At 44.4% G+C, this 25,657-nt stretch carries 26 protein-coding genes; 2 read left to right on the forward strand and 24 right to left on the reverse strand.

All coding sequences use genetic code 11. The annotated features are described in order from the left end of the window. The 21 genes from SP90_RS10640 to queF all read right to left on the reverse strand — a co-directional run bounded on the left by SP90_RS10640 (window position 1) and on the right by queF (window position 20,339). Complete coding sequence (locus tag SP90_RS10640) at window positions 1-1,200, reverse strand: AMP-binding enzyme (RefSeq protein ID WP_157471245.1); 1,200 nt, start codon at window positions 1,198-1,200, stop codon at window positions 1-3. Between the two features lie 8 nt (window positions 1,201-1,208). Continuing rightward, window positions 1,209-2,294, reverse strand: coding sequence for a radical SAM protein (locus SP90_RS10645; RefSeq protein WP_066855718.1), 1,086 nt, complete (start codon window positions 2,292-2,294; stop codon window positions 1,209-1,211). A gap of 21 nt (window positions 2,295-2,315) precedes the next feature. Continuing rightward, on the reverse strand, window positions 2,316-3,518 hold the full coding sequence (locus tag SP90_RS10650; RefSeq protein WP_066855721.1) for a beta-ketoacyl-[acyl-carrier-protein] synthase family protein: 1,203 nt from the start codon (window positions 3,516-3,518) through the stop codon (window positions 2,316-2,318). Next, complete coding sequence (locus tag SP90_RS10655) at window positions 3,511-3,771, reverse strand: phosphopantetheine-binding protein (RefSeq protein WP_066855724.1); 261 nt, start codon at window positions 3,769-3,771, stop codon at window positions 3,511-3,513. The genes SP90_RS10650 and SP90_RS10655 overlap by 8 nt, the downstream gene beginning before the upstream one ends. Further along, complete coding sequence (locus tag SP90_RS10660) at window positions 3,764-4,684, reverse strand: lysophospholipid acyltransferase family protein (RefSeq protein WP_066855727.1); 921 nt, start codon at window positions 4,682-4,684, stop codon at window positions 3,764-3,766. Before SP90_RS10660 ends, SP90_RS10655 begins: the two co-directional genes overlap by 8 nt. Continuing rightward, window positions 4,681-5,862: a DUF2062 domain-containing protein gene (locus SP90_RS10665; RefSeq protein ID WP_066855730.1), complete on the reverse strand. Its 1,182-nt coding sequence runs from the start codon at window positions 5,860-5,862 to the stop codon at window positions 4,681-4,683. Before SP90_RS10665 ends, SP90_RS10660 begins: the two co-directional genes overlap by 4 nt. Next, a complete protein-coding gene (locus SP90_RS10670) occupies window positions 5,855-7,264 on the reverse strand; it encodes a lipid biosynthesis B12-binding/radical SAM protein (protein ID WP_066855732.1) in 1,410 nt (469 codons plus the stop codon). Before SP90_RS10670 ends, SP90_RS10665 begins: the two co-directional genes overlap by 8 nt. Then, the gene (locus tag SP90_RS10675) at window positions 7,264-8,529 is read right to left on the reverse strand and encodes a B12-binding domain-containing radical SAM protein (RefSeq protein ID WP_066855735.1); all 1,266 of its coding nucleotides are present in this window, start codon (window positions 8,527-8,529) and stop codon (window positions 7,264-7,266) included. Before SP90_RS10675 ends, SP90_RS10670 begins: the two co-directional genes overlap by 1 nt. An 84-nt stretch (window positions 8,530-8,613) precedes the next feature. Then, complete coding sequence (locus tag SP90_RS10680) at window positions 8,614-9,102, reverse strand: acyl-CoA thioesterase (protein ID WP_066855738.1); 489 nt, start codon at window positions 9,100-9,102, stop codon at window positions 8,614-8,616. After that, window positions 9,095-9,484 carry a 3-hydroxyacyl-ACP dehydratase FabZ family protein gene (locus SP90_RS10685; protein WP_066855741.1) on the reverse strand — a complete coding sequence of 130 codons (390 nt, stop codon included), beginning with the start codon at window positions 9,482-9,484 and terminating at the stop codon, window positions 9,095-9,097. The genes SP90_RS10680 and SP90_RS10685 overlap by 8 nt, the downstream gene beginning before the upstream one ends. After that, the gene (locus tag SP90_RS10690) at window positions 9,471-10,154 is read right to left on the reverse strand and encodes a hypothetical protein (RefSeq protein WP_157471247.1); all 684 of its coding nucleotides are present in this window, start codon (window positions 10,152-10,154) and stop codon (window positions 9,471-9,473) included. Before SP90_RS10690 ends, SP90_RS10685 begins: the two co-directional genes overlap by 14 nt. Next, on the reverse strand, window positions 10,151-12,412 hold the full coding sequence (locus tag SP90_RS10695) for an MMPL family transporter (RefSeq protein ID WP_197498789.1): 2,262 nt from the start codon (window positions 12,410-12,412) through the stop codon (window positions 10,151-10,153). The genes SP90_RS10690 and SP90_RS10695 overlap by 4 nt, the downstream gene beginning before the upstream one ends. A 131-nt stretch (window positions 12,413-12,543) precedes the next feature. Then, window positions 12,544-13,131: a LolA family protein gene (locus SP90_RS10700; RefSeq protein ID WP_066855749.1), complete on the reverse strand. Its 588-nt coding sequence runs from the start codon at window positions 13,129-13,131 to the stop codon at window positions 12,544-12,546. Window positions 13,132-13,166: 35 nt separating this feature from the next. Next, window positions 13,167-13,592, reverse strand: a complete 426-nt coding sequence (locus tag SP90_RS10705) for a hypothetical protein (protein WP_066855847.1) — start codon at window positions 13,590-13,592, stop codon at window positions 13,167-13,169. 10 nt (window positions 13,593-13,602) lie between these two features. Next, window positions 13,603-14,241, reverse strand: a complete 639-nt coding sequence (locus tag SP90_RS10710) for a lysophospholipid acyltransferase family protein (protein ID WP_066855752.1) — start codon at window positions 14,239-14,241, stop codon at window positions 13,603-13,605. Window positions 14,242-14,384: 143 nt separating this feature from the next. Further along, entirely contained in the window at window positions 14,385-14,654 is a 270-nt protein-coding gene (locus tag SP90_RS10715) for an acyl carrier protein (RefSeq protein ID WP_231895556.1), read from the reverse strand. 1 nt (window position 14,655) lies between these two features. Next, window positions 14,656-15,882, reverse strand: coding sequence for a beta-ketoacyl-[acyl-carrier-protein] synthase family protein (locus SP90_RS10720; protein ID WP_066855755.1), 1,227 nt, complete (start codon window positions 15,880-15,882; stop codon window positions 14,656-14,658). Beyond that, window positions 15,873-17,333 (reverse strand): phytoene desaturase family protein, encoded by a 1,461-nt coding sequence (locus SP90_RS10725; RefSeq protein WP_066855758.1) that lies wholly within the window; start codon window positions 17,331-17,333, stop codon window positions 15,873-15,875. Before SP90_RS10725 ends, SP90_RS10720 begins: the two co-directional genes overlap by 10 nt. Window position 17,334: 1 nt before the next feature. After that, window positions 17,335-18,564, reverse strand: a complete 1,230-nt coding sequence (locus SP90_RS10730) for a beta-ketoacyl-[acyl-carrier-protein] synthase family protein (RefSeq protein ID WP_197498790.1) — start codon at window positions 18,562-18,564, stop codon at window positions 17,335-17,337. Beyond that, window positions 18,561-19,292 carry a 3-oxoacyl-ACP reductase FabG gene (fabG, locus tag SP90_RS10735; RefSeq protein ID WP_066855761.1) on the reverse strand — a complete coding sequence of 244 codons (732 nt, stop codon included), beginning with the start codon at window positions 19,290-19,292 and terminating at the stop codon, window positions 18,561-18,563. The genes SP90_RS10730 and fabG overlap by 4 nt, the downstream gene beginning before the upstream one ends. A gap of 543 nt (window positions 19,293-19,835) precedes the next feature. Beyond that, entirely contained in the window at window positions 19,836-20,339 is a 504-nt protein-coding gene (gene queF, locus SP90_RS10740; RefSeq protein WP_066855764.1) for a preQ(1) synthase, read from the reverse strand. Between the two features lie 158 nt (window positions 20,340-20,497). On the opposite strand from queF, the gene SP90_RS10745 reads away from it, so the two are divergent. Both SP90_RS10745 and SP90_RS10750 read left to right on the forward strand, forming a co-directional pair. Then, complete coding sequence (locus SP90_RS10745) at window positions 20,498-21,130, forward strand: queuosine precursor transporter (protein ID WP_066855767.1); 633 nt, start codon at window positions 20,498-20,500, stop codon at window positions 21,128-21,130. Between the two features lie 115 nt (window positions 21,131-21,245). Beyond that, window positions 21,246-22,343 (forward strand): linear amide C-N hydrolase, encoded by a 1,098-nt coding sequence (locus tag SP90_RS10750; RefSeq protein WP_082936397.1) that lies wholly within the window; start codon window positions 21,246-21,248, stop codon window positions 22,341-22,343. A 60-nt stretch (window positions 22,344-22,403) separates the two neighbouring features. Here SP90_RS10750 and SP90_RS10755 read toward each other — a convergent pair whose 3' ends face one another. The 3 genes from SP90_RS10755 to SP90_RS10765 are packed head-to-tail and all read right to left on the reverse strand — an operon-like array spanning window position 22,404 to window position 25,507. After that, complete coding sequence (locus SP90_RS10755; RefSeq protein ID WP_066855770.1) at window positions 22,404-23,444, reverse strand: cytochrome b N-terminal domain-containing protein; 1,041 nt, start codon at window positions 23,442-23,444, stop codon at window positions 22,404-22,406. Window positions 23,445-23,457: 13 nt separating this feature from the next. Beyond that, the gene (locus SP90_RS10760) at window positions 23,458-23,892 is read right to left on the reverse strand and encodes a QcrA and Rieske domain-containing protein (protein ID WP_082936398.1); all 435 of its coding nucleotides are present in this window, start codon (window positions 23,890-23,892) and stop codon (window positions 23,458-23,460) included. Then, window positions 23,879-25,507 (reverse strand): c-type cytochrome, encoded by a 1,629-nt coding sequence (locus tag SP90_RS10765; protein ID WP_066855774.1) that lies wholly within the window; start codon window positions 25,505-25,507, stop codon window positions 23,879-23,881. The genes SP90_RS10760 and SP90_RS10765 overlap by 14 nt, the downstream gene beginning before the upstream one ends. Between the last annotated feature and the right edge of the window lie 150 nt (window positions 25,508-25,657).

The following is a 25,657-nucleotide window of genomic DNA, read 5'->3' on the forward strand; positions in this document are numbered from 1 at the left end:
TTAGTTCCAATCTTTATTTTTTCCCATGGAAGTCACAGGGAATCGAGAACCAAATGTAATTTTCTTAGGACGCTCAGCCGGTCTAAGTTGACTTCTGCACCAGCTGTAAAGGTCAGAACGTAAAGCTTGCATATCAACTTCAGATGTTTTTGGAATAACAAAGGCTTTCAATCTATTTCCTTCCTCCGGGCGCATTAATCTGACGGCACAATCGAGAATATCCGGGTGACTCCGCATGCACTCGACAGTTCTGGACAAAGAAACATTAAGGCCACCCACCTGAACAATTTTATCTTTACGACCTCTGACAGAAAAACATCTGCTGGAAAACCATTCCACATGATCCGGCATAGCTACAGGCTGCTGTGAGGTTCCTGAAGGATGAATACGTTCAATCCAGGATTCGTCGGGGTCATCAAGATGCACACGGCGCCAGAAAGCAAAGAGAGTCAGGGGGGCTTCGGGATGGTGCTGATAGCCAAGACCGCCAGTTTCAGAGCTTCCGTAAATATTAGTCAATCGTGCCAAGCCTGAAGCGAGTAAAGAGTGCATTGTTGCCGGAGGGCAGGGTGCAGTGGATGTTGAGCCATGTACATCATCCGGAAAAACGATTTCCTGCTTGAGTAACCCTTCCCAAAATAAAGGGAAAGAAACAACAAAGTCTCCTAAGTGCAAGCCGTTTACAAAGGCACGTGAAGGAAAGGGAAGGGGCGCAACGCATGGAAGAGCAGAGACCTTGGGAAGCAGCACCGTAAATAAAAAACCATACAGATGATGACAAGGAACCGTAGCTACAATACGTTTCCGTTTTTGCAGCAACGCTTGGGCAAGCTCTTCTGCTTCCTGCCAGAGTAGAACCGTTTCGAGCTTTTGATGCGTTGGTTCGCCGGTAGACCCTGAAGTAATAAAGGTAATTGTACTGCTATGAGGTAACCATGCATCAAAGACAGCCTGAGCCCAGCTCATAATGGAGTCTTCGCCCGATAACGTAGTCGCAAGACCAGTACACTGGAACATGGTCGTTATATAGGCAGCAATTTGTTGTGGAATTACGCCCGAATATTGCAAAACATGAGTCACAGAGCAGGAAGAATCCTTTTCAGCTTCATGTAACGGAATGGCTGTTTGTTCCTGCACCGCAGAGCGACAAATACTTACGATGATGTTGCTGATATCATTAATAGAAAGTATCGGATCCATAAAAGCAGCTACCTGTTCTTTTGCTCTCGCCAACAAACCGGATCTTCTCCAAAAAGATCCCCTTGCTGATACGCTGCGCCACGACAACCATAACAGGTTTGGGCGAGGTCACATGACTTGCATTTACCAGTGATGTGCTCATTAATATACCGAGTCTGGCAAGCAACATCGGAGCTGAGGATTTCTTTAATTGAATTGGTTCGTACTGACCCCATTTCCAGATCAACCCCTACACATGGGCAGACAACACCGTTAGCGCGCACATACATGCTCATGTAGTAGCGTAAACATCTGTGACCGCCGGCAATCGGTGGCAAAACTTCCCACTCAAGTCCGTATTCAGTTGAGTCAATATGCTGTAACTGTGTAAAAAGACGCTGCAATTTTTCATTGGAGACAACGAGGTTGTCTGTGTGTGTTTGACTGCGCCCCTGCACGGTCAGCGTTTCCACATATGGAACCACATTACGTTCACGTGCCCAGCGCCACATTTCAGGAATTTGATTGTAGTTGCTTTGGGTGACAACAGTCTCAAAAGAAATACTTCGTTCTTTACCGTAGCCAAGTTCAAACAGGTAATTAAACGCTGTCATGCTTTTTTCAAAGGCACCGGAGCGTGCGACAAGAGTATCGTGCGTCAGGGCATCCATTCCATTTAACTTTAAAGAAACAGACGCTCGCAGATCATGCAGCAATTTTGCAGTATCGCGATCCAGTGCAACTCCGTTTGTAAACGTAACATGCTCAATACCCAGCCTGTTACAGCACTCTAGTGTCGAGATATACTTTTCTCTGATCAAAGGAATCAATGGTTCACCGCCGAGAATACAAATTCGACGTAAATCATGTTTTTCTTTTGCTTCCGTCAGCAGAGCTTCTATTTCCTGTGCGGTCAGTTCATCGGGAGCAGGGGGCTGGGCTCCTTCACTTTCATAACGGTAGCAATAAACGCAAGCACAGTTGCAAGCTTCTGTTATTTCCAGATCAAGGGATAAAATATTTCCATTATCACGAGCCTGCATAATCTCCGAAAGTTCAAAGTCGAGTACTGGAATAACGTCCGGCTTAGAGAAAGAGAGTTTATTACAATTCATACGCATAGCTCATTGTGTGTCTTAAATGTGAGAGATAGCGAGCACTGATGCAATGCCGCCAAATGCTAATGATGTAGAAAGCGCCGTTGTGCCAGCAAAAGTTGTTGCGACGGTAACTGGCGAAGCAGGAATGCTTGGATCAGAAGTTGAAAGTCCTGTTGTAGGAGGAATAGAACCTTGCTCCAGACATTGAACACATAACGCGGCCTCAATACCGCCCGCTGCACCAAGAGTATGCCCAGTGGCACCTTTAGAAGAAAAAAAAGGAACGTGCGGTAGCAGGGTATGCATAACATACCCTTCAACAGCATCATTATCTTTTGTGCCTGTCCCATGAACATTAACAAATCCTACTTCATCTGGTCTGATGCTACCATTAGCAGTAAGTTGTGTTATTGCTCGGATCAACCCGCGTCCTTGCGGATGCGGTGCAGTAAGATGGTGTGCATCACAAGCGGTTGCATAGCCGGAAAGCTGTGCCTTAGGCTTGGCACCGCGTGCAAGAGCAGAATCTTCAGACTCCAGAAGCAGTACTCCTGCCCCTTCCCCCAGATTTAATCCTTTTCGGGTTTCATCAAATGGTCTGCAATGTTCACTATCCATGACCATGAGTGAGTTAAATCCATTTAGGGTCACGCGTGTTAAGGCATCACAGCCACCGGCAAGAACCATGTCACAGATACCGGACTCAATCCATTGGAGCCCGATGCCGATAGCGTCAGTTCCAGATGCACACGCATTTACAATGGCTTGTGTCGGGCCTGTTAAAAATAGCTCATGCGCAATCGCTTCAGCAGGGTTGCTACGTAAAAAACGACGAATAGGAAGCATGGACGGTTTTTCTGCATCAGGGTTTATGCTGTACGTACGGTATTCTTCATAAAATGGAATACTGTTCATCGAGCATCCGACTGTAGTCCCCATGACAACGCCGATTCGCTTATTGGAAATTTCTTCAGGAGTAAGACCTGCAGCTGCAAGTGCCTGTAACGCAGCGCCAATTCCCAAACGGGTTGTACGTCCATATTTTTCCGCACTTCCCCATGATGCTTGAAGTACAGCATCATCAACTGCAAATACAAGAGCGTCTTTCCCCCAATCCATTGTATGGCGGGTAAAAGGAGCAGGAGAGGCGGTACCAGCATACATGGCCTCAAGAGTGCTCTGTGCAGTTGTGCCGGAGCCGGTAATACATCCGGTTCCAGAAATAAAAGCCTTAGGCATTTGCCTGTTTTTCCTTGATAAAATCAACTAACGTGTTAACTGACAGCATCGCTGTTTTACCTTCATCAGCGCTAGCAATGGCAATGCCGAAATATTTTTCAATAAGAACTACAATTTCTACAGCATCCAGAGAATCGAGACCGATTCCATCGCCAAAAAGAGGCGTATCATTTTCCCAATCTTCAATAGTAATATCTTCAAGGTTCAGTTCTGTAATGAAAAGTTCTTTCAGTTTTTGATGCATATCACTCATTGGTCGTGCTCCAGAGGTCGAAGAAGTTATAGAATTGATACGGGGTAGTTTGAACGTAGTCTTCTAACGCATGCGCAACTTCTTGCGCATACGGTGTAAAATTATTTTTCGCCGATTTAGGTACAGTAAGAATGTGCGCCACAGAAAGTTCCATTTGTGATGCACCGATCTTACGGGTTAACAGTAAAGCCACAGGGGCTTGGGTACTTTGGGCAATTTTATAAGCAGCAGTGGGAAATAATGCTGAATCTCCCAGAAAATCGACGCTGGCTGTATACGCAGTCGGAGGAAAAATTCTATCCCCCATAATGGCCACAAGTTCATTTTTCCGTAATGCAGCTGCAACAGCGATTACGCTGCCCATGGTATCTTCAGCAGGGATTACATTGATGTTGTGGCGTGCAGTGAATTCAAAATAGGGGATATCTACATCGCCTTCACCCCGATACATCATTACATGCACAGGCGTTTCAAGAAGATCAAGCCCGCCCAAAGAGGCCTGCCATGAACCGGCATGCGCTGTGAGCAGTATCAAGCCGTTTCCCTGTGCCTGTAACTCTTTTAGCTCCTCTAACCCTTTGAGGGAGTAGGTAAACTCCTCAGTGCCACGAATTCCAATAGCCGCTTTATCGATTAATGCGATAGCCATATTCTGGCACAAACGCCAAACGTGATACCAGCGGGCAAGTTTGTTTGCTTTTGGAAACCGTTTACCAATGTAGTATGAAGAACGCCTGTGTACTTCCGGTACAAACAGGACATAGCAAAGCACAACAATGTACGAAAAAATATATGCAGGCCAGCGCCCGCAAAACTGGATAAGTAAATAAAAAAATTCATGCTGCCAGTGGCTCGCGAGGCTTTTACTGCTCCATGTTTGTGCCGACTGGTTTGAGGTTGCCTTTCGGGTCATATTTCCTGTCTCAATCTACCTATGGATCTGGTCAAAATATAAAAAACTATTCCGGTGCCTGCTGCTAAAACTGGGGCGACAATCAGCGACCCTAATATCCATTCCCAGGCTCTATCTAAAAATTCCACACCTAATGTCTGCCATGAAACATCCGTCAGCCATTCGCCATTGCGGATGTAATACCCAACTTCAATGCACAGTGCAGGAACAAGAGGTGGCATGCAGAACTGACTGGTGCCAACAGAAATAACTTTCGACAGCCGCAAGAAACTTGCCGCGAATAAAGTTGCAACTGTATGAATACCAAACAACGGCCATGTACCCAGCAATACGCCGAGCGCTGCAGAGTACCCGACGTACTCAGGGCTTGCGCCTTGCCGCACCATATCGCGCAAAGAATCAACTGGTCGTGTCAGGTAGAATTGCTCTGAGTCATCTGTGGTCTGATTCTCAACCCGCACAAGCTTGCGGTGTGGTAGAGGAAGCATCGCACGAATAGTCAGACGAGTATTCAGCCACGAGAGAAGAACATTATCTTTTATACGATGCAGATGACTTACTCGTTTATCAGGTTCCGGGTAATGAACATCAATCGGAATCCAATTAATGGATAAGCCTGCCCATGCAGCTTTTACCAACACCTCAATTTCAAATGAATATCGTGATTCACTAAAAGTAAGCTCCTGAAGCATCATTACAGGATACGCTCGGAAGCCGCTTTGTGTATCAAAGCCTTTCTCACCGGTTTGCACACGAAACCAAAAATTGGAAAACGCACGCCCAAATGTTGCAGACCCGGGAATATTGCGTTTTTTTGCATTGGAAAAATCACGAACACCGACAACGACAGACTGAGGAGCTGCTTCAATTTCCGCAAAAAATTTGGGAAGATCTGAAGCCAGATGCTGTCCGTCTGCATCTATAGTGATGATGTGGGTATACCCTTGTTCTTGGGCAAAACGAGCTGCAGACAAGATAGCTGCCCCTTTGCCTTTATTGACATCATGCTTAATAGAGGCAACCGGAAGTGCCGCAATATCAAGGTCAACATTGTCAGTTGAGCCATCATTTACAATAAGAACATCACCGTAAGAGAGTGCCTCGATCGCAACAGCAGAAAGTCCTTCGCGGTGATTATACACCGGGATAACAATAAGCGGACGCTGGGTATTAGCCATTACATCCCCTGTCTGCAGAAGCACGTGAGCTACGTTGTCGTGTACGTCCGGTAGGGCGCGCAAGCAGCTTGTCCCATAAAATACCTTTATGTCCCATACTTCTAAGTGCCTTATCCATTTTATCTGCTTTTGATGGCGGGAAAAGACGGGTAATGTCCCCCGCAAAATCAGCTTCAAGCATCACTTTAACTTCTTCCTCTGAAATCAGAGGAGAGTGGTAATACACTGGCCTCAGCAAAGAATCCTGAGGTGCAATCACACCTTCGTCCCGTGCAATTTTCTCTATACGTGTCCCTGGAAGAACGCGTGCTCCCTGATAGACAAAAACAACGCTGCGGGTGAGTGCTTTTATATTCCGCAACCCAGTCTTTACGGTAGAGCGATCTTCTTTGGGGCCACCCATAATAATAAAATGTGCAGCCGCCAGTTCCAGCTCAGTACAGAGAGAATTGAAATGATGAACATCATCAAAGGTGAATGGCTTGTTCATGCCTTCCAAAGTTGCATCAGATGCACTGTCTGTGCCGATCTCTAGCGCATTTAGCCCCGCAGACTGTAAAAATTCCAATTCATCTTTTGTCATATGTGAAGGGCGGAAATAGCCGGACCAATGAACTGGTAGTGACCGCTTTTTAATCGCTTCCGCAACCTGTAAAAAGTGGCCTTGCTTATCATTAAACACCGAGTCACAGAAAACAAAATGTGAGACGCCAAAGTCCTTATGAGCACGCTCCATTTGTTCTGCAACACTTTCCGGTTCACGGCATCGTAATTTTGCTCCTTCTATAAGCGGATACGAGCAATAGGCACAGCCATAAGGGCAACCACGCTTACTTTGAATTCCCATTATCCCTGTTTTCTGTGCGTAAAATTTTCCCATATCATGGTCAATAAGCGGCGCAGGGATTTTGTCGCCCGTCAGTAGGGGGGCTGAAAAAACGCGTGGTAGCGCAGTCGCTTGCCAGTTTGACGCTGATAATTTTTTTATCAGCTCAGGCATTGCTGTTTCACCTTCTCCGATAACGCCTACATCAGCACCTGTGAATTCGAGAATTTTCTCAGCCATAAGAGAAAACCCCGCTCCGCCTAAAATAACCGGAACAGCGTACTGTTTCTTTATCTCCACGATCACATTGCGTGTTTGCGCAAGATACCAGTTGGCTTCAATATTGTGCGAATCTACATCATCAATATTACGGACAGAAACTCCAATTGCATGCGGTTCAAAAGAAGCATGCTTTGCCAGCAACTCAGCTATGGACAGCTCACTGCTCAAAATATCAATTTGCCGTACTTCGTGCCCTTGTGAGTTTAACGCACCTGCAACCTGCGCAAGTCCTAACGGAAACACGTGGTAGGGTGACGTAGCCTGATTACAACCAATAAGAAGAATCCGTGCCATTAGCTGGCCTTCTGTGCAGCTGAGAAGCCCGTTTTACGTTTAGGATCATAGCGGCGGTATGTCCCGTCATCCATTTCTTTACGTATAACTTGTTTAAAAAGCTCACCCATATGAACCTGATGACCGTTTTCTGCGTAAAAAGTGTCCCAGCAGTAGTCATACATATTCTGCAAACTTTCTACAGACATTTCCTTTGGCTGATAAACAACTTGGTCGGTTGTGTACTTGCTCCAGTCATTGTGCAAGATGCGTTTTTCTTTCTCTAATTTTGCACGCAGTGGAGTATGCGGGAATGGAGTCATAATAGTAAATTCTGCGATATCCAGCTCCATTTCCAACAAGAAGTCCACCAGACGCTTTATGTAATCTTCATCATGGTCATCTGTACCAAGCAAAATTGTTCCTTCAATACCAATGCCATGATCTTTTAACATTTTTATTCGGTCACGAATAACGTCAGAAGTATCAAAAATTGCTTGATAAACATACCAGCAGCCAGCTTGTGCAGCTAAATCCATCACCTTCTCGTCATACATAACTGGATGGCTCACCCATTTTTTCTTTAACGGGATCATTTCAGTGAAAAGATCAATCAACCACTCTTTATCCTGTGAAAGAGAGTTGTCCACCATAAACACCCGGTTATTCTGAATTGCATCAAGCTCAGAAATAACGGTGTCGATAGGACGTGGACGGAACTGCCTGCCTCCCAAGTAACTGGTACAGCAAGGGAAACAGTTAAATTTGCACCCTCTGGATGCGCTGATGAGATCCAGCATCTGTACACCACGATAGTTGTAGTTATCGCGATTAAGAATATCACGGCGAGCATGTCCGACGAGATTTATGTCAGGAAGTTGTCCCATGTAGTCATATACACGCTTCATTTTCCCTTTTCTAAAATCTTCGAGCACTTTTTCTGTTCGTCCCTCAGCTTCGCCAAGGAAGATAGAATCCACTTGAGGTGCAACTTCATCTGCATGCAACATGGCGGCAATTCCACCGCACATTACAGGCACACCGCGTTTCCGGTATTCAGCAGCTATCTCCATTGCCTTCGGTATCTGACACGTCAGCATTATGGATAACGCCACAATATCAGCGTCCGTCTCATAGTCCCAGGTTTCAAGGTTGTCATCAATGAATTCAATTTCAACATCATCCGGAACCGTTGCAGCAAAGGAAACAGGTCCATACGGTGGAAGATGAAATTCAGTTTGACGAGCCAGTTTCTGCCAGTACGGGTAGATTAAGCGAATTTTCATAGCAGCTCTTCAGAATATGTTGGAAATTGAGTTAATGACTGATGGTGTTACCTTGGAAACATGACCATAACGCGTTATTACTGTTCAGCTAAACTCACAGCGCTCTTTGTCAGCAAGTGTGCCGTCGCGCCAATTATCAAGAAAATCTTGATAAAAAGGCGGTGGAGCAAGCAATAGTTCCTGACTTTCAGGACATACTAACATCTGTACCGAATAACCTGATGTACACAGTTCTCCGGTTTCATTATATATAAAAAAGTCGTAATTAATTTTGGCCGCGTCTGTGTAGTGCAACCTTGCTTTAATTGAATATTCTTTATCAAAATAGAGTGGTCGAAAGTAATCTGCATGAAGCTTTCTGATAGGTGCAGCCACTTTTTCCCGATAAAAATCGAGGTAGGAAACACCGTATCTTCTCCCCAGAGCCATTCGGGCATCTTCAAAGAAACTTGCATAGTGCCCATGCCAGACAATGCCCAGCATATCCACTTCCTGAAAGCGAACGGTACGCTTTACCTCAGCGACAAGCGGTTCAGGAGCATCTAGATCAATTTTAAAATAGTCCTTACGCATTTGTCCGCTCAATCTCACAAAACAGGGTAAACGTAGCAGCTGTCATAGTATCAACTGATAATTTTACAGAAAATCTATGTGTGTTTTCAGCAGAATGTTCTTTTCGATCAACAGCAACATGAATATCTGTAGCTGGTGGAATCTCCTGTGAAAACTTTGCACGACTGATAGATGTCACGCGTAGCTGCTCGCCTGCAACAACATTACACACAAGTTTACCAAGCATGATTTGAAGAACTGCAGGAAGAATTGGATGACCGGGGAAATGACCATCAAATCCTTTAAAGTCTACAGGAAAATTAAATCGTGCTTCTGCATGCTCACCAGCGTGGTCTATCGTTCCAACCAGCGCGTTATTCATGCTTGTTTCAATCGACGTCATTCTTTATCTCAGCTGTCATATTATGGGGGCAAGAGATCGGCTTCTGTGTCAGTTTTCCTATAAAGCCCAAACTGCCGTCCTTATAGAAAAGGCGTGTAGGGTAGGAGACCCCATGTTGCTCTTTCCATTTTTGCAAATACACCATTGTTTCTTTCTCAGCATTTATGCGCCGACGAAGTTGAATAACATCAGACCGTTTTGGCGACAAAGAGTAGCTGTATAATATCTTCTTATCCTCACAACGCAGTTGTGCCATATTCTCTTTTCCTTCTGCGGTGCAGACAGCGGATAACGGCTCTGGAAGATAAAGTGCACGCGCCATGCGGATTAAGATTGGTTCAAGGCTGGGATACTTTTTCAGGGTTGGGGAAACGGTGACCATTGTGTAGTCATCCTGAGTAAGTTTTGCCTCAAAAATAGAAGTGCCAAGTTGTGTGAGAAGAGCAATGGAAACGGACTTACCACCTTTTTCCATAGAAACAATACCTTGAACCGGAATTGTAATAGAAAAAATACATAGTGAACCGCTTACCTGAAATGTTCCTTCGTTGGCTGGCCAAGTATGCTCAAGTAAAGTTGGTTGAATCTCAGGCATAGCTGGCAACGGGGGGGGTAATTGCTTCGCACATCCCGCTAGAAGGATGATGAGTATGCACAGAAAATGTTTCATGAGCTGATCGAGTCCTTTGTAAATAGAGCAGGAAGAACAAAAAGCGCGCACGGCATAGCTCCAAGCAAGCCGGAAAAAACGCTGAGTCCCATGTCATACAGAGCGGGGTGATCTGCTAAGAGTAGGGAGCCAAATCCTGCAAGGCTGGTTAAACCGGAAACAAGAATAGCCTTCGACGTTCCAAGACTATTATTCTTGATGGCATGCGTAGCGTATACGCCATAATCCACACCATGCCCAAGAACAAGCAAGGCTCCGGCAATGCTGAATAAGCTGAGCGGTCTGTCTAGTAGCCCGAACACGCCGCCCATCATAAGTAGCCCAAAACAAGCAGGCAGTAATGCACTCACACATTGTTTTAACGAGCGATGTATTACTGCAATGCAGACGATAATCAGGAAAAAGGCATAGATGATAAATTGTGCAAATGTACTCGTCAGCACCTTTGCAAGCTCATTACCTAATCGGGACCCTGATATGAGACGAACACCATATTCCTCTTCTACTTTCGGGGAAAAAGCAGCATTTACAGTGATAGTATCTGGTAAATAGGAAATAAGCGTTACAGCCCGGGAAATATCAGTACCGTCTGTTACTGTTGTTCTTGACGGCACCCTTTCAACAAGGAGAGTATCAACTAATGATCCGACACCTAATTTTCGTAAATTTTGTAATGAAATATCGTGCGGTTGCGTCTTCAAGAAATCATAAAAAGGTGAAAACGCATGTTTGGCAAAGCCCAATGTTCGCCCTTGTTCTTGGACTTGCGTTGCAACATCTGGATGCATCGCCCAGAAGTTCATCCAATTTTCTTGGTTTACCTTCTGCACATCTAAACATGGAAGCAATGGAGTAAGACCAATAACAGATGTAGCATCTTCTTTGGGAAGCAATGCCAGACTCTCATGTGTGTTATGGACAACTGTATCTACAGAATCGCCTGAAGCAAAAAGCAATGCTTCATTTTCAGGTGTTCCCCAGATTTTCCGCACCATTTTTTCACCATCAACCAAGTAGTCCGGACGTACTCCCAGTGACCTGATATGATCTTGAAAGTGCAAATCACTAATGCCGAAACAGCCAATTACTAAAAACCATACAGCAACAGCCAGAATAACCACTCGACGAAGTGGAGAAGAGGGCGAAAGGGGACGCGAAGCAACTGGCCTTTCGCAACCAGTAATAAAGTGCGGGAAAACAAAAAGGGTAAGAATAAGTGCTGTGGTGAGGCCAACAGTAATAAAGGCAGAAAGCTGTCGTAACCCGGGGACAGGTGAGAGCATTAAAAGTGCAAAAGCTGCAATTGTCGTGACACCACTAATAACAATCGGAACTGAAGCCTTTTTAAGCAGTTCTGATTTTGATTCTGTATTTGAGCCAAGGATATAGTAAAGATGTAATCCGAAATCTATTGTCATCCCGACAAGAACAGGCCCAAATCCAAATGTCATTGCTGAAGCTGGTCTCCAGCCAATGGCAACAGCTGCGGCACCAGCACAATAAGACAGGCAAGGAAGTAAAAGTAAAAAGAACAGCTGCTTAGTTCGTAAAAAGATAATTGCTATGAGGAAGAGCAGGATACATGCAAAAATTGAGGTTATCTCAATATCATCTTTAATGGTGAGTACATTAGCCGCTGTATACCGCTGTGCACTTATCGCAATCGGGGTGATTCCGGTCGGAAGCATTTTAAACAGTCTGTGAAACTCATCCTCTAAGGCTACTGCTGCTTTTGAATCAGTTACTTTCACCGGAGTGGAAGCCATTATCAAGCTATGCTTGCCGTCTTCCGTCATATAGACACCATGCAGCACACGAATGTTACGCATGTATGCAAGCGCCGCAAGGTTTTTGAGAGCATTTTGATGCAAGTTCAACGGGTCAGCTGCAATTGTGGACGAAAGGACAAGGCCTTCCATAGTCCCCAGTCGTTGCTTCTGCTTCCGAAGCGTCGTTGCAATTTCCTCTTCAGTAATCATTTGTCCAACGTGCTGCTCAATCTCTTTAGAGAACAAACTTGGCAACATATCCCGCAACGCAATAAAAAACTTAGGATTCAACGACTCAGGCTTATACATGACATCCGTAAAAAACTCTGGATTCATGGCTTCGGCAATGAGTGCCGTTGTCTTTGCCAGAACGCTTCCTGAAAGATCATCATCTTCCGCCTTAAGCGTAATAATGACTTTGCGCTGTAGAGGAGCAGACTGAATGATATCAAGATCTGAATTTAATCTGGATTCAGTGTCGGGCAGCATATATCCGATATTTTCTTCCAACGTCATTGTATATAATGACAAAGCACTACAAAGCACGATACCGCAGATGCAAAGTATCAAAAGCAATCTGCGCTGAGCAAAGTAGCTATATGCATTGGAAACAATTCGAATCATGGCTTTACAAACGTTGTTTCGGATAACACAGGGTTAATTTCAATATTACTGAAAGTAAGAGTAATAATACTGTCATTACCTTCTGTAACAATAATCCGACTGATACCTCGTAACGACACTGGAAGTTCAATGACAATGCTTTTAATAAACTTTGCCATTTCCTTGTCTTTAGATTCAAGTTTAATGACCGGCGGCTCAGTTGATAAAATGGTAACTCGAAAATCTTCAGAGAGAGCTTCTTCATCAATATTGACCCACAAAAGCATCTGGCTTGCCATGGTTCGCAAAAACGTAGAAAGCTCAGTGCGTACTACAGAATAGTTTCTGCCCGTACTTGTCCATTGAAGTCCATCTCCATCATTCAGAATAAAACCTGACACGCTTGGCTTGGTGTATTCCCAACGCAAAAACTCAGGCTTTTGCAGTGTTAACTCACCGGAAACCACAAGTGGGTCATTAAATAATGCAAGTTTTGAAGATTGTGTAAATGTTGCTTTCAGTGAGTGCACATCTTCATTTGCAATTTTAATTCGTTCAAAAAGAGTAAGTTCTTTACTAAAGGATGACGCAGGTGCAATTGTCATCATTAGCACCAAAAAACTCATTAACAGTGTTCGCATTACATACTGTCCGGAATATAAAGTTTAAGAGTTCCATCCATGAGCAATGTTACGCCGTGCGAAAGAGAGCCGTGTACCATAGCAAAATCGTCAAATCTTACATCAACCTTTAATTTTGCTGTGAGTTTCATGCCTACGGTAACCGGATGTGTGTCATAAAAGCGGATGTCTTTTACACCCACAAGAAAGCCTTTTTGTTCTTCTGCACCCTGAATAACATTTGTATATCCATTCAAGGCTGCAAATCCCTGAGCAAGCAACTCCACAAAAACTAATGGCTGAATGATACCATCAGCATCTGCAAACATGCTGTCAGGTGTAAATGTTGTCTCAACCGTCCCGCTTTCATCGTGGTGGGCGACAATAGTATCAACGAGTAACATTGCCCCTTGATGCGGAACGTAGAGTGAAGCCTGTTCTTTCATCAGTGTGCCTTTATAAATTTTTTTGCGCTGACAACGCATCATTCATCTGTGTATGTACAATTTTTTTAAGCACTCTGTGAGGAAAATCCCCGGTAATGTTGTCCGGCTTTACCGGGGGTAAAATACGTAGCGAAATTGTAGCAGGGGTAATATTTTTAGCTCCTGCTGGAAGCAGAATGTCAGTCCCTGATATACAAAAAGGGATGACAGGAACCTTGCATTCGGTCGCCACCCTGAATGCAGCACTTTTGAATGGCTGCAACGATCCGTCGCGACTTCGTCCTGCTTCTGGGAAAAATAAGACCCGGCTACCATTTTCAAAGTGTTTTTTGCATTGCTCCAGACAACTTGGAAAATCTCCAGTGCGCATATCAATGTATTTTGCCAGTGACATGAAGGGAGCATATAGCTTAATTAAAAAAGGTCTTCGTTGTGTCACAAACACAATATCACCATCGTTATGCAAGAGCCCGAGGTAGTATAAATCAAGAATCGAAAAATGATTCATGACAACAACCGCCGGAGCTGCAAGTGGAAACGGATAGTCACCCTCCCAACGTAACGAAGAGGGGATCAAAAACCGAGTGCAGAGCACATACCCCTTTCCATAAAGCCAGATAAAATGGCGGATCATTTTATCCAGAGGCATTCTCTTGATAAAAAAGAAATATGGTGATGCAAGAAGTGCAGCTAACGAAGTACAGAGTGTGTGTATCAACAGAAAACACAGCAGCAACAGAGTGTACATTCTTGAAGAGCACTTTCTTGTAGTCATACGCATACCCAGTAACGTTATTCTGCCGTCTGTTGCAGTTGCATAATCAACTGATAGATATCTTCAAGTGTTCTTACTTCTTTCACTTCTGGCTGATTTCGCAGCTTCACGCCAAAGGCTTTTTCTAGAACAAGAACAAGGTCAACCGCATCAAGACTATCGAGCCCGAGATCTTCATAAAGATGGGCTGTTGGAACCATATCCTCCAGTTCAAATTCAAATTCATCACTTATCGCTTTATTGGTAATTGCAATAATCTCTTCTTTAGTCATCGTCGCAAGCGTCACGTTACAGTCTCCTTAAAATGAGAGAAGCATTAATGCCACCAAGGGCAAAACTGTTTTTCAAAAAATATGTCACCGGTTCTCTGGAGGTTTCTTTTAGCAGATTAACCGCACCACATTCAGGGTCAACATGTGTCAGGTTTCTAGTGGGGTATACTGCCCCTCCTTGCAGACCGGAAATAGTCGCAATAATTTCCAGAGCACCACTTGCAGCAAGGGTATGACCAAGGTGCCCTTTGAAGCTGGATACAGGAGTGGTTGAACCAAAAAGATCTTCAATCGCTTTTGACTCAGCAATATCTCCTGCAGTTGTCCCAGTGGCATGGGCATTAATATAGTCTATATCGTCTGGAGACAGACCGGCTTGTGCCAGAGCTTCTTCCATGCATAGTTTAATTGCATGGCTGTCAGGGTTAGCAGGGTTCTTAGGCGAAGAGAGCGTTGAAAACCCTACAACTTCTGCAAGGATATTTGCACCACGGCTCATCGCATGGTCATACGATTCAAGCAAAAGTAATCCCGCACCTTCGGCACAAACAACGCCGTCACGCTGGGCATCAAATGGCCGTGGAGAATCTTTGGGGGAGTCATTAAATCCTGTTGAAGCTGCATTAATGAAATCAAAAGATGCAATGCTTAACGGATGTAATTCCTCAGTACCACCGCAAATCATCATGTCTTGTTGCCCAAGAAGGATAGCTTCATACCCTAATCCAATGGACTGACTACTGGTAGCGCAGGCGGCGGCAGGTGCCAGAATACGGCCTGTTATGCCAAGTGCTTGAGCAACTGAGGAAACCGCAGCATGTCCCATAAACTTAAAAAAAGTTGTCGATTTGCAGTGATCTAATGTCTTTTCGGGAAGATACTGGACAAAAAAATCTTCAATTAGTTCACCGCAGTTAGTTGTGCATGATAAAGCCATGCCTAACCGTCCAGACTCCAGCTGTTCATCAGTAATATCGGCCATTCCGAGGGCTTCTTTAGCCGCAAGCAATGCAAAAACGCCCATATCAGTCATTGTGCGACGGTCTTTACGTGGAATGGCTTTAACATTCAGTTCTGGAACAAGCCCTGCAATACTGGAACGCATATCCTGCACTTCCCGTGCTCGTTCCATATGTGTAATCGCACTGCGCATGTCTGCAATACCATCATGCAGAGACTCAACGCCCTCACCAAACGGCGAAACAGCGCCCATACCTGTTACTACGACTCTGTTTAACTGCATTTTTTCATCTCATTTTGAAGATAGGTGTGTCCCAAAATTTCTCCACACGAAACAAATCCTGCGGTCATTGCACCTAAAATTCCCGGACCAACAATAGCTTGTCCTGATAACACCATATTTTTTATAGGAAACGCAGCTGTCGGAGAAAGCTGTTGTAAAGAACGCTTTACTCCGTATGCCGTGCCCTCAGGTGCACAGCAGTAGTCCTTAATAGTCAAAGGAGTACTAATACTGAGCACAGTAAAATTTTCAGCTAATTGAGGTAATGCCCGTGACGCTGCAGCAACAATTCGTTTGGCGACACTCTTTTTTTCAGCAGAGTACCCTTTCTGACGTTGATGAGGTTTCTCTCCCTCAAATTGAGCCCATTCTGAGTAGGAAGATGGAACAAGGATAGAAATACCTGTTTCTCCAGACTCCGTCCGGTTAGAAGTCACCAGCATCTGCCGCTGCTCCAGCGTGGATGAAGTGCTGTCGGGGTCATAGCATTCTGTAGCAAGAGCAACATTACCGTGCTGTAATTCTTTTACAGGAATAGAAGAATAGCCATACACCCCAACCAACGACGTGGTGGACTCCAGTTCTTTATAATAAGTACGTCTAATATTTCGCAGGCAATTTTGGGGGACTATCTCAAGCAAGGAAGCAGGGTGACAGGTTGCAATCAGCATATCGCTCGCAAGTTCTGTTCCGTCTGTTAATCGGACGCCCACGGCTGTTCTGTTGTTATCAACCAACACTTCCGTTACGCCATTGTCGTAGATTATTTCGCATCCAGCAGCGTTAAGCTCGGTGCGAAGTGCTTCAAACAACGCCGTGCCACCACCCTTAAACGTTCCACTGCCATTGAAATATGTACCAATGCTGCTTGCAAAAAAGCCAAACGGGGTCTCGTAGTCTTGTAATCCACAAAATAAGTTATTTAGGATTCCCAAACATGTTTTCACCTTAGGCTCTGAAATATGTTCATCAAGAACCTCTTTAAGAGACCGGTTAGCCAAAGGGGCTGAAGCAATTGCCTGAAAGTCTGCAGTGTATTGAAACGCTAGACTGATAGGGCGAACCTTTTTCAAAAAGTTCCTGATACCTGCCTGTTCATTAGGGAACAGCGTACATAAAGAACGCTCTAATTCCTCATAGCCTTGCGGCATCTGCCACACAACATTATCTGGGAAATGCACCGTAAAGCTCGAGTCTTCTGCGAAGGGAACATAGGTGAGCCATGACGATAGACCGAGGTAGTCCAGCAACACCCGCAACGGCTCTCCGTCATTTAATCCGCTCAGGCAATGAAGTCCCGTATCAAAATAAAAGCCTTTGCGTTGGAATCCTTGCAGCAACGGAGCAGGGCGATGGCTTTTTTCCACAACAGTTACGTCATAGCCATTTTTCGCCATAATAAGAGCAGATGTTAATCCCGCACATCCTGAACCGATAACCACGCAACGCATGCTATTCGCCTCTTGTATTGAGGATGAGGCAAGCGTTTGTACCACCAAATCCTGCCGAGTTAAGCATGACGCGTCCCGGAGCCGTCGTATTGCTTTCTACAACTAACCGTAGCTTCTCGCTCATTTCATCAGATGTTTCAAAATTTATTGTCCGCGCAGTAAAACCGCCTTGAGCTTGTAGGATTGTATAGACAACCTGTGACGCACCGGACATCCACAGTTCATGTCCAGTCATTGATTTCAATGCGGTAACGTTTACACCTTGATCGCCAAAGAGATTGCTGATTGCAAAAGCTTCAGCTTTATCGCCTACAGGGGTAGAAGTGGCGTGAGCGCTTACAAGGTCAATATCTGACGGCTGAAGCTGAGCGCGTTCTAGAGCGTCTTCCATCGCAGACTGCAAGCCTTCGCCATTTGGACGACAAAGGTCAGAGCCGTCTGAAGAAAAGCCATATGCCTCAAGTTCACCCAAAATAGTTGCGCCTCGTTCAACGGCCAGATCATATCTTTCTAAAATAACCGCTGCCGCACCACCGGAAGGTACGAGCCCATCTCGGCCTGCATCAAAAGGACGGCTTGCTTTTTCGGGTGCGTCAATACGTCTTGAAAAAGCTTCAAGCGCATCAAAGCTGCATAACGACTGCCAGTTTATCTCTTGAGCTCCACCGCAGATCACACGATCCTGTCTACCCAGCGCGATTAAATCCGCTGCCTGCCCGATGGCGTGTCCACCACTGGAGCAGGCGGAACTGATACTCCATGATGCTCCACGAACACCAAGCAATACATTCAAGTTCAGTGTTATTGTCGATGTCATGGCTTTAAAACAATACCCTGAACTGATACCTGAAGTGGAGGCGTCCTGCTCAGTTATCGCAGCCTGCTCAACCTGAGCGCGTGCTGTGGAGTCGTTACCGAAAATCAAACCGGTTCGTGAATTTTGGATATCCTCAGCGGTAAGTCCAGCAGTCTGTAGTGCCTGAGTAACCGCGGAATAGGCCTGAATGGTGAAGTTAGGCATTGTTTTTTTCTGCCGACGGGTCAACCCGCAGCCGGCATAATCAAAATCTGTAATCACTCCAGAAAGCGGACTGAAAAAACCAAGTTCTTCTCTTTCTTTGACGACCTGGATACCGCTTTTCCCTTGTTTAAGAGACTCCTGAACGGTGTCCAGATCAAGGCCGAGACAAGAAACTATGCCAATGCCTGTAACAGCTACTCGATGCATCATGATGTGAAAATGCCCCCGTTAACAGAGAACGTCTGACCAGTAATGTATTGCGCTTTATCTGAGCAAAGAAAAGAAACCATATACGCAACTTCTTCCGGTTTGCCGAATCTGCCGAGCGGGACACGCTTTTTAATCTCGTCTACAGGAAGTCCTTCAAGCATTTCCGTCTCAATAAATCCTGGAGCAACGGCATTTACAAGAATATTTCGCTTTGCAACTTCTACAGCTAATGATTTTGTGGCCCCGATAAGCCCAGCTTTAGCGGCAGAATAGTTTGCCTGCCCCGGGTTACCTGTTTGCCCTGCTGTTGAGGCAATATTAATAATCCGGCCTTTGCGCTTACGCATCATGCGCGGAAGGAGAGTGCGTGTAACATTGAAGAAACCATTTAAGTGCACATCAATAACACTCGTCCAACTGGTGTCGTCCATCATTCCGAACAGAGAATCAGCGGCAAAACCCGCATTATTCACAAGAACAAATGGAGGAGTATCCAACAGAGGTGCTAATTGCGCTTCAACAGCCTCACCATCAGTTACATCAAAAGGAAGGAGGGCACATGAAGCTCCAGCAGCTTTTACCTGTTCAGCGACTCTTTCTGCTTGGTTGTGGTCACTTCGGTAATTGAGAAAAATATCAAATCCGTCCTGTGCAAGCTGTACCGCGATAGCTGCTCCAATTCCTTTACTAGCACCTGTTACAAGTGCAGTTGGACGTGAATCACTCATAATTCTCCTTCCCCGTAAAAAATCCAAAATAAAAGCATACGATAACAAGTTTTTAACTATGCTTTTTGTACCTACATAAACGACTCAGGTGCAGTGAAGTTGCTGTTTTCACAACACACCCCAACGTGCCTTTTGTTATGTCGAATACGTCTACATGGCAGTAGAACTCTGATCATTTTTGTAACTAAAGGGCAGCATCTTTTGAAAACACGCCTTTCAAGACAGAAAACTAATCAAAAACGCAAAACTACCTGCACATAGTTAAATGCAATTATAATCATAAGAATCTAATTCTAGTAGCAAGAATTATCTATGAAATAAGAGCAAAAATGTAAAGTCTAAGCATATAATTAAATTTCATCACACAATGTAACTATTTGTATTTTTAATACTACCTTAAGATAGCGTATTAATAGCAGTGAATGTCACCATAATGCACCGTACTGATGCATTGTGCGCACTACATGTTTTTGTCTAGAAAAAATAACTTACTAGAAACAGGGAACAAAAAAGGGAGCATCGTGCTCCCTTTTCTGTTCCCTGTTATGAGGAATGCCTATTCTGCTCCTGCTTCCATTCGGAAACAATAGCTTTAATTTCGTCAATATTATCCGAACTGGTATCAAACTGTTCAGCAAAAACATGGAGAGTTGTCGCGCCACGCGGACTGAAGAGGCCTTTCACTCGACACCAGAGGGGCGCAAGCGCCTCTACAAAATCCTCAAGCATCGTGTTCGCAATAGTCTCCATAAAGGACTGATGGTTACGGTACGCAAAAAAGTACAACTTAATACTTTTTGACTCTACGATACGGTCTTTTGGAATATATTCTACTACAATTGTCCCGAAGTCAGGCTGGCCTGTCATAGGGCAAAGTGACGTATACTCCGGAAACTCAACGCTGACGATGTACGGACGTTGCGGGTAATTGTTAGGAAATGTTTCCAAAATTCCAGCATGCGGGCCATCAAGCTGGTACTCAGTCTGTCCTCCCTTTCCCAGCACCTTTAAATGATCTGTTTTATCCTGACTTCTTGTTATCGTCATGCTCTTGCTCCTTTATGCATAATTTCGGGGCGTTAGTTTGACTTCACTGCAGGCAAATGGCAAGTGATTCGCTGGTAATAATTCGCCCGGGGCTGTTTCCCCGATCGCGAAGGGCTGCATTGCCCATCTGTTGGACTGTTTATCCAAGGAAAGTTAGTATGAATTCTTTTGACCGCAAGGCACTTGCTTTGCTGATAAGCCTGTTTATAGGCGGACTTGTTGTTGCGGCACTCATTTCGAGCAAAATTATTATGGTAGCTGGATTTCCCGTACCTGCCGGTGTTCTGGCTTACTCAATCACGTTTCTCATCTCAGACGTTGTAAGCGAAGTATGGGGAAAAGAATGTGCCAATGAAATTGTTCAATGCGGTTTCATCACATTAGTCATGACTTCTGCCATAGCCTGGCTTGCTGTCATATGGCCTTCTGCACCGTTCTGGAGCGGACAGGATAGCTTTGCCGCGGTTATTGGCAGCACACCACGCATTGTCACAGCCTCGCTCATTGCATATCTCGTCAGCCAAAAACATGATATCTGGCTTTTTCATCTCCTCAAGAAACAAACAAGCGGGAAGCACTTATGGTTACGCAACAACCTTTCTACAGTCATTTCCCAGCTTTTTGATTCAACTATATTTGTGAGCATTGCTTTCTGGGGAATATTACCTGTTGGCGAGATAATTCTCGGACAATGGTTGGTAAAAATGGTCATCGCCTTGTTGGACACCCCAATTGTTTACATCTTGTGCCATATACTACAAAGAAGAATGCAGCCCGCTGAAGCACTATAAAAAAAGAGGAGCACAGTGTGCTCCTCTTTTTTTAGTTTCACCATTTCCAGATATCATCGAATCTAGCCTCAGTATTGTGCTAAAACTGGCTATCACTTTACTAACGAGGTGCTCAATGCGAAAATTAAATTTATTTGTAAGTATAGCATGTTGCGCAGTCTTCTTTTTTCATTCAGCCCAGGTGCAAGCCTGCACAGGTATAAAAGTACAGGCTACTGACGGTTCAGTTACATTCGCCCGTACAATGGAGTTCGGCTCTCCATTGAAATCTAACATTCTTTTAGTTCCCAAAGGGCAAAAGTGGTCGGGTAATACTCCTGACACAGGATATGCATGGGAAAACAACTATGCCTTTTTGGGCCCCAATGCATTTGACCAGAACATGTTTGTAGAAGGGATGAATGAAAAAGGATTGTATATTGGTGCATTCTGGTTCCCTGAAAATGCAAAATATCCTGAATTCACAAAATCTGAGGCGAGCAAATCCGTTGCACCGGAAATGATAAGCGCACTTATTCTAGGCACATGTGCTACTATTGAAGATGTCCGTAACAAGTTACAAGAAATTAAAATAGTTAATGTGGAGTATAAGCCATTAAAAATGGTCTTACCACTTCACTGGATAGTGCTCGATCAAAAAGGGAATGCAATCGTCATTGAACCATTAAGCAAAGAAGCCCCTCCTGAAGTTATGAAAAATAAAGTTGGTGTATTTACTAATTCACCTCAATTCACATGGCATCTGCAAAACCTTTCTACTTACGTCAACCTGACCCCTGTTAATGTTGAATCACAAAAAATAAATGGACTCACAGTTGAAGGCACTGGCGAAGGTTCAGGTATGCTTGGATTACCAGGGGACTTAACACCTCCCTCACGCTTCATTCGCGCAGCTCTCTATAGTAACGCAGCAGAAAAAGTGACTGATGCAGACGCAGCGGTGAATCAGGCCATGATGCTCATCAACAATATTTCGATAGCAAAAGGGCTGGCTGTAGCTCCCAAAACAGATGCAGTAGCTGACTATACACAGTGGACGATGGTCTACGATTTCAAGGCACTCAAATGCTACTTCAGAACGTACAATAATCAAAATTTCAATATTGTAGATCTGAAAAAATTCCTTAGTACTCAGCCGGATAAAAAGATAAAAACAGTCCCCATGTGGGATACCAAGCCGGATTATAAGGATGTGACCCAGACAGCTCAATAGAATCCTGAATAATATGATACTACATAAAAAAACCGCCTGATCATGGCGGTTTTTTTATGCCTAATAAAGCAGGAGCCAATTAGGGCCTCTAAACCAAATAGCAACTATTGTGCATCCAATATAGATAGCCGTAACACTAATGGCAGTGCTGAATAAAAAATACCGGCGTGACTGGATTGGATGTCCATATTGATCACAGGCAACGCGCGGGTAAAAAACAAAAAAGATACTACAAAGGACAATTGGAATTACACCACCCCAAAAAACAGAAAAACTTAATAACTCCTGTGTACCAACTAGTAGCCAGATGGCCTTAACAGGGTTGGGAGGGTATAATGGAGCTGCTCGTGGCTCCAAGCTGGCCGGAAAAAAATGAGCAATAAGCAGGATGGCTATGACTGTTACTATAAAAAGCGTTGCTTCACGTATATACGCATGCGGGTCAGCAGTAAGCTTTTGTACAGAATGCTTTTTAGATTGAACATAAAGGCCGTTATCTTTCCTGACACGCCACAAATGCAGAAAGGAAAGTAGAACAAGCAGCAAAGGGAAGACCGCAACATGCATAAAATAAAGCCTGACAACAGTTGGAGTATCGATGGTAGCTCCACCAAGCACGAGGTGCTTCAGGAAATTTCCGGCAGGAAAATACTCCAGAAGGGTAAGTCCAACGGTCAGAGCCCAATAAGCAACTTGATCCATAGGTAAAATATACCCTGTCACAAAAGTACAAAGCCCAAGCCCCATTAAGCTTACCCCTATTACATAGTTCTTATATCGCGTTCCTCCATATGCACCTGCCCATAGGACTCTGAAAAAATGAAGCGCAAGGAGAATAACAAACACAGTACCTGAAATATTGTGCACGGTGCGAATAAAATGGCCGTAAGGATAACTCCAAGTGATTTCTTGAAGCGAACTATAAGCGCCTTGCATTGAAGGAATGTACGTAAAGAGCAAAAGAGCTCCTGTAAAAAACAGAAGCAGCATGCAGGAAAGTAGCCCGACTCCCAGACCAAACGTAGCTGTAAAACATAATGAACGGGAATATACTTTGGGAGCATGAATATGTGCCCAAAACCCTCTTGATTGAACTGCCATGAATATCTCCCGCCTAGCTCAACATTGTTCCAATATCGACAAAAACTTCTCCCTGTGCAGAAACTTCAACAGGAAGGCTGACCAAAGCTTTAGGAGCAGGGCCGCTGACAACATTACCCTGCATATCAAAACGGCTTCCGTGACAAGGACAAGTAAAGCCTTTGGTTGAAGCAGAGACAATACAGCCCAAATGGGTACAGACAAGACTTTTTGCTGTTACGTGATCATTATTGCGAATTATCGCTACCTGAAAGTTACGATACGTAGAAATCCCCTGAGGTATTTCCGCAAGCATTCCTACCGATTTTTTTAACACTGGAACAATAGTATTTGGAAAAGCAATATATTGCCCTGCAACAGTACCGGTTAACCCTAACCCTGTCGCGACTCCAGCTACTTGCACAGCTTTTTTAAGAAATTTCCGTCGGGATTCTTTAGTGTTGCACATTTGAAAAATTCCTTACTTTATCAACAAGAGACCATATTGAAACTGGTGAAAATGAACGCTTTACCCTGATAGAAGTTCCTGCAAGATGAATCCCGTAGGCTTTCATACGTGTACCCGGAATCCCTCTGGAAATAGCTTTGAATAGATCTGCATCACTCAACTGCTTCATATATTCTGTATCAGCCAGATTCCGAGGAAGTGGATACTCCTTCCTTGTGATCAACCGTGAGCTTTTTGCTCCATCGCTTCCGTGACACTTTTTACAGTTCAGTATGTAAAGCACTTCTCCCCAAATCCGACTTGCTTTTTGCTTCACAGGAACATGCATATCTGTAATTTCCACAAACGGCAGGGGAGTGACTTTTGTATCCAGCACGTATTGCAGAAGGGCATCCAACTTTGTTTCTGTAATAACAGAGTTGAAAGGCGGCATGGATGTGCCTTGAATTCCCTGTTCTAATGATACACGAAGTTTTTTTGTTTTTTGCAGCCGGAAATATTCAGCATTTCCCTCAAACCTTCGAGGTGACGAAGTAAGGTTATGCGCAACTTCACCCAAACCGTTTCCTTTCTCTCCATGGCAAGGAGCACATAATTGTGCATACTGACGAGCTGGAGACGAAGGTAGTGAAAGGGTTCCTGTTTTTGAAAAAAGATTGTTTTGCAAGAGAGATGCATTACTCAACAAAAAGGATGGCATGCGAGCGCCTGTACGCATCTGAGAAGGTCTGGCAATGAATTTTGTCACCCATTCACTGCTTCGTTGCAATGAAATGAAACTCAAGTCAGGAGCAACAGTATTTCCGGTTTCGTTTACGGTATGACAACTGAGGCAGTTTGCTCCCTCAATAGTATCCATGCTCTTTTGCGGTATTATATATGCCGTTTTACGCAAATACTTTTTAGATTGTCCCTTTAAAAACAGCGCAATATTGTGGATTTTCTCTTCAGTTAACAGGAGTACAGGCATTCTGCTATATAAGACGGCTTGTGGGATTTTGATTCTTTTTTTCAACGTAGGTAGCGACAAAACATCACCGATTGTGTCGAGAGCAGGGCCGGTAGCACCTGAAGATGTTCCTGAAATAGCATGGCATTGAGCGCAACCTGCCTCGCTAAACGCTGTAAAACCTTTTACAACAGGCAAGTCTGGGTTAAGCGAAAGCGGGGAATGGCATCGGATGCACGCAGCAGATGTATCTCCACCTGCTAAAAGTTGCTGTGCATGTTCTCCGGTAAAACCTTTCGGTAAATCAGGAACTGTGTCACCTGTACGTAGAACCGCACGCCAGTTTTTACCGGCAACAGTCTTAGGCACAGAAACTTGAGCAGTACGAGAATGCGCAATTTCTTTTGTTACTCCGATCCCGATTCCATCATGACATGCAGTGCAGGATTCACCTGTAATCGAATGTCCGGATACGGCAGAATGTTTTTGGAGATTATGGCAACTGATGCATCGCTCTTTGATTGGTATGCCAGCAATGATGAAACGAGTTTCTTTTATTTGCACGTCAGGTCTGGGCGTTACCCAAATAATATATAGAAGCAGTAGGGTAAGCAGTAAGACTAAGATATACGTGAAGCGTCGAAACGCCGGGGTGTTCTTTTCCATCCAATTCTCCATTTTATGTCCTCGCTGTACGAGCGGAGGCTGGAGGGCAAGATAGAAAGGTAAGCGAAACAAAAAACGAACAGAAAGATGAAAAAAATGTAATGTTATTCCATACGGACTTTTTTCTAAGCTGTTTGTAAAAAAAACTTA

It is taken from the genome of Halodesulfovibrio spirochaetisodalis (genome assembly GCF_001672295.1).
GTDB lineage: Bacteria > Desulfobacterota > Desulfovibrionia > Desulfovibrionales > Desulfovibrionaceae > Halodesulfovibrio > Halodesulfovibrio spirochaetisodalis.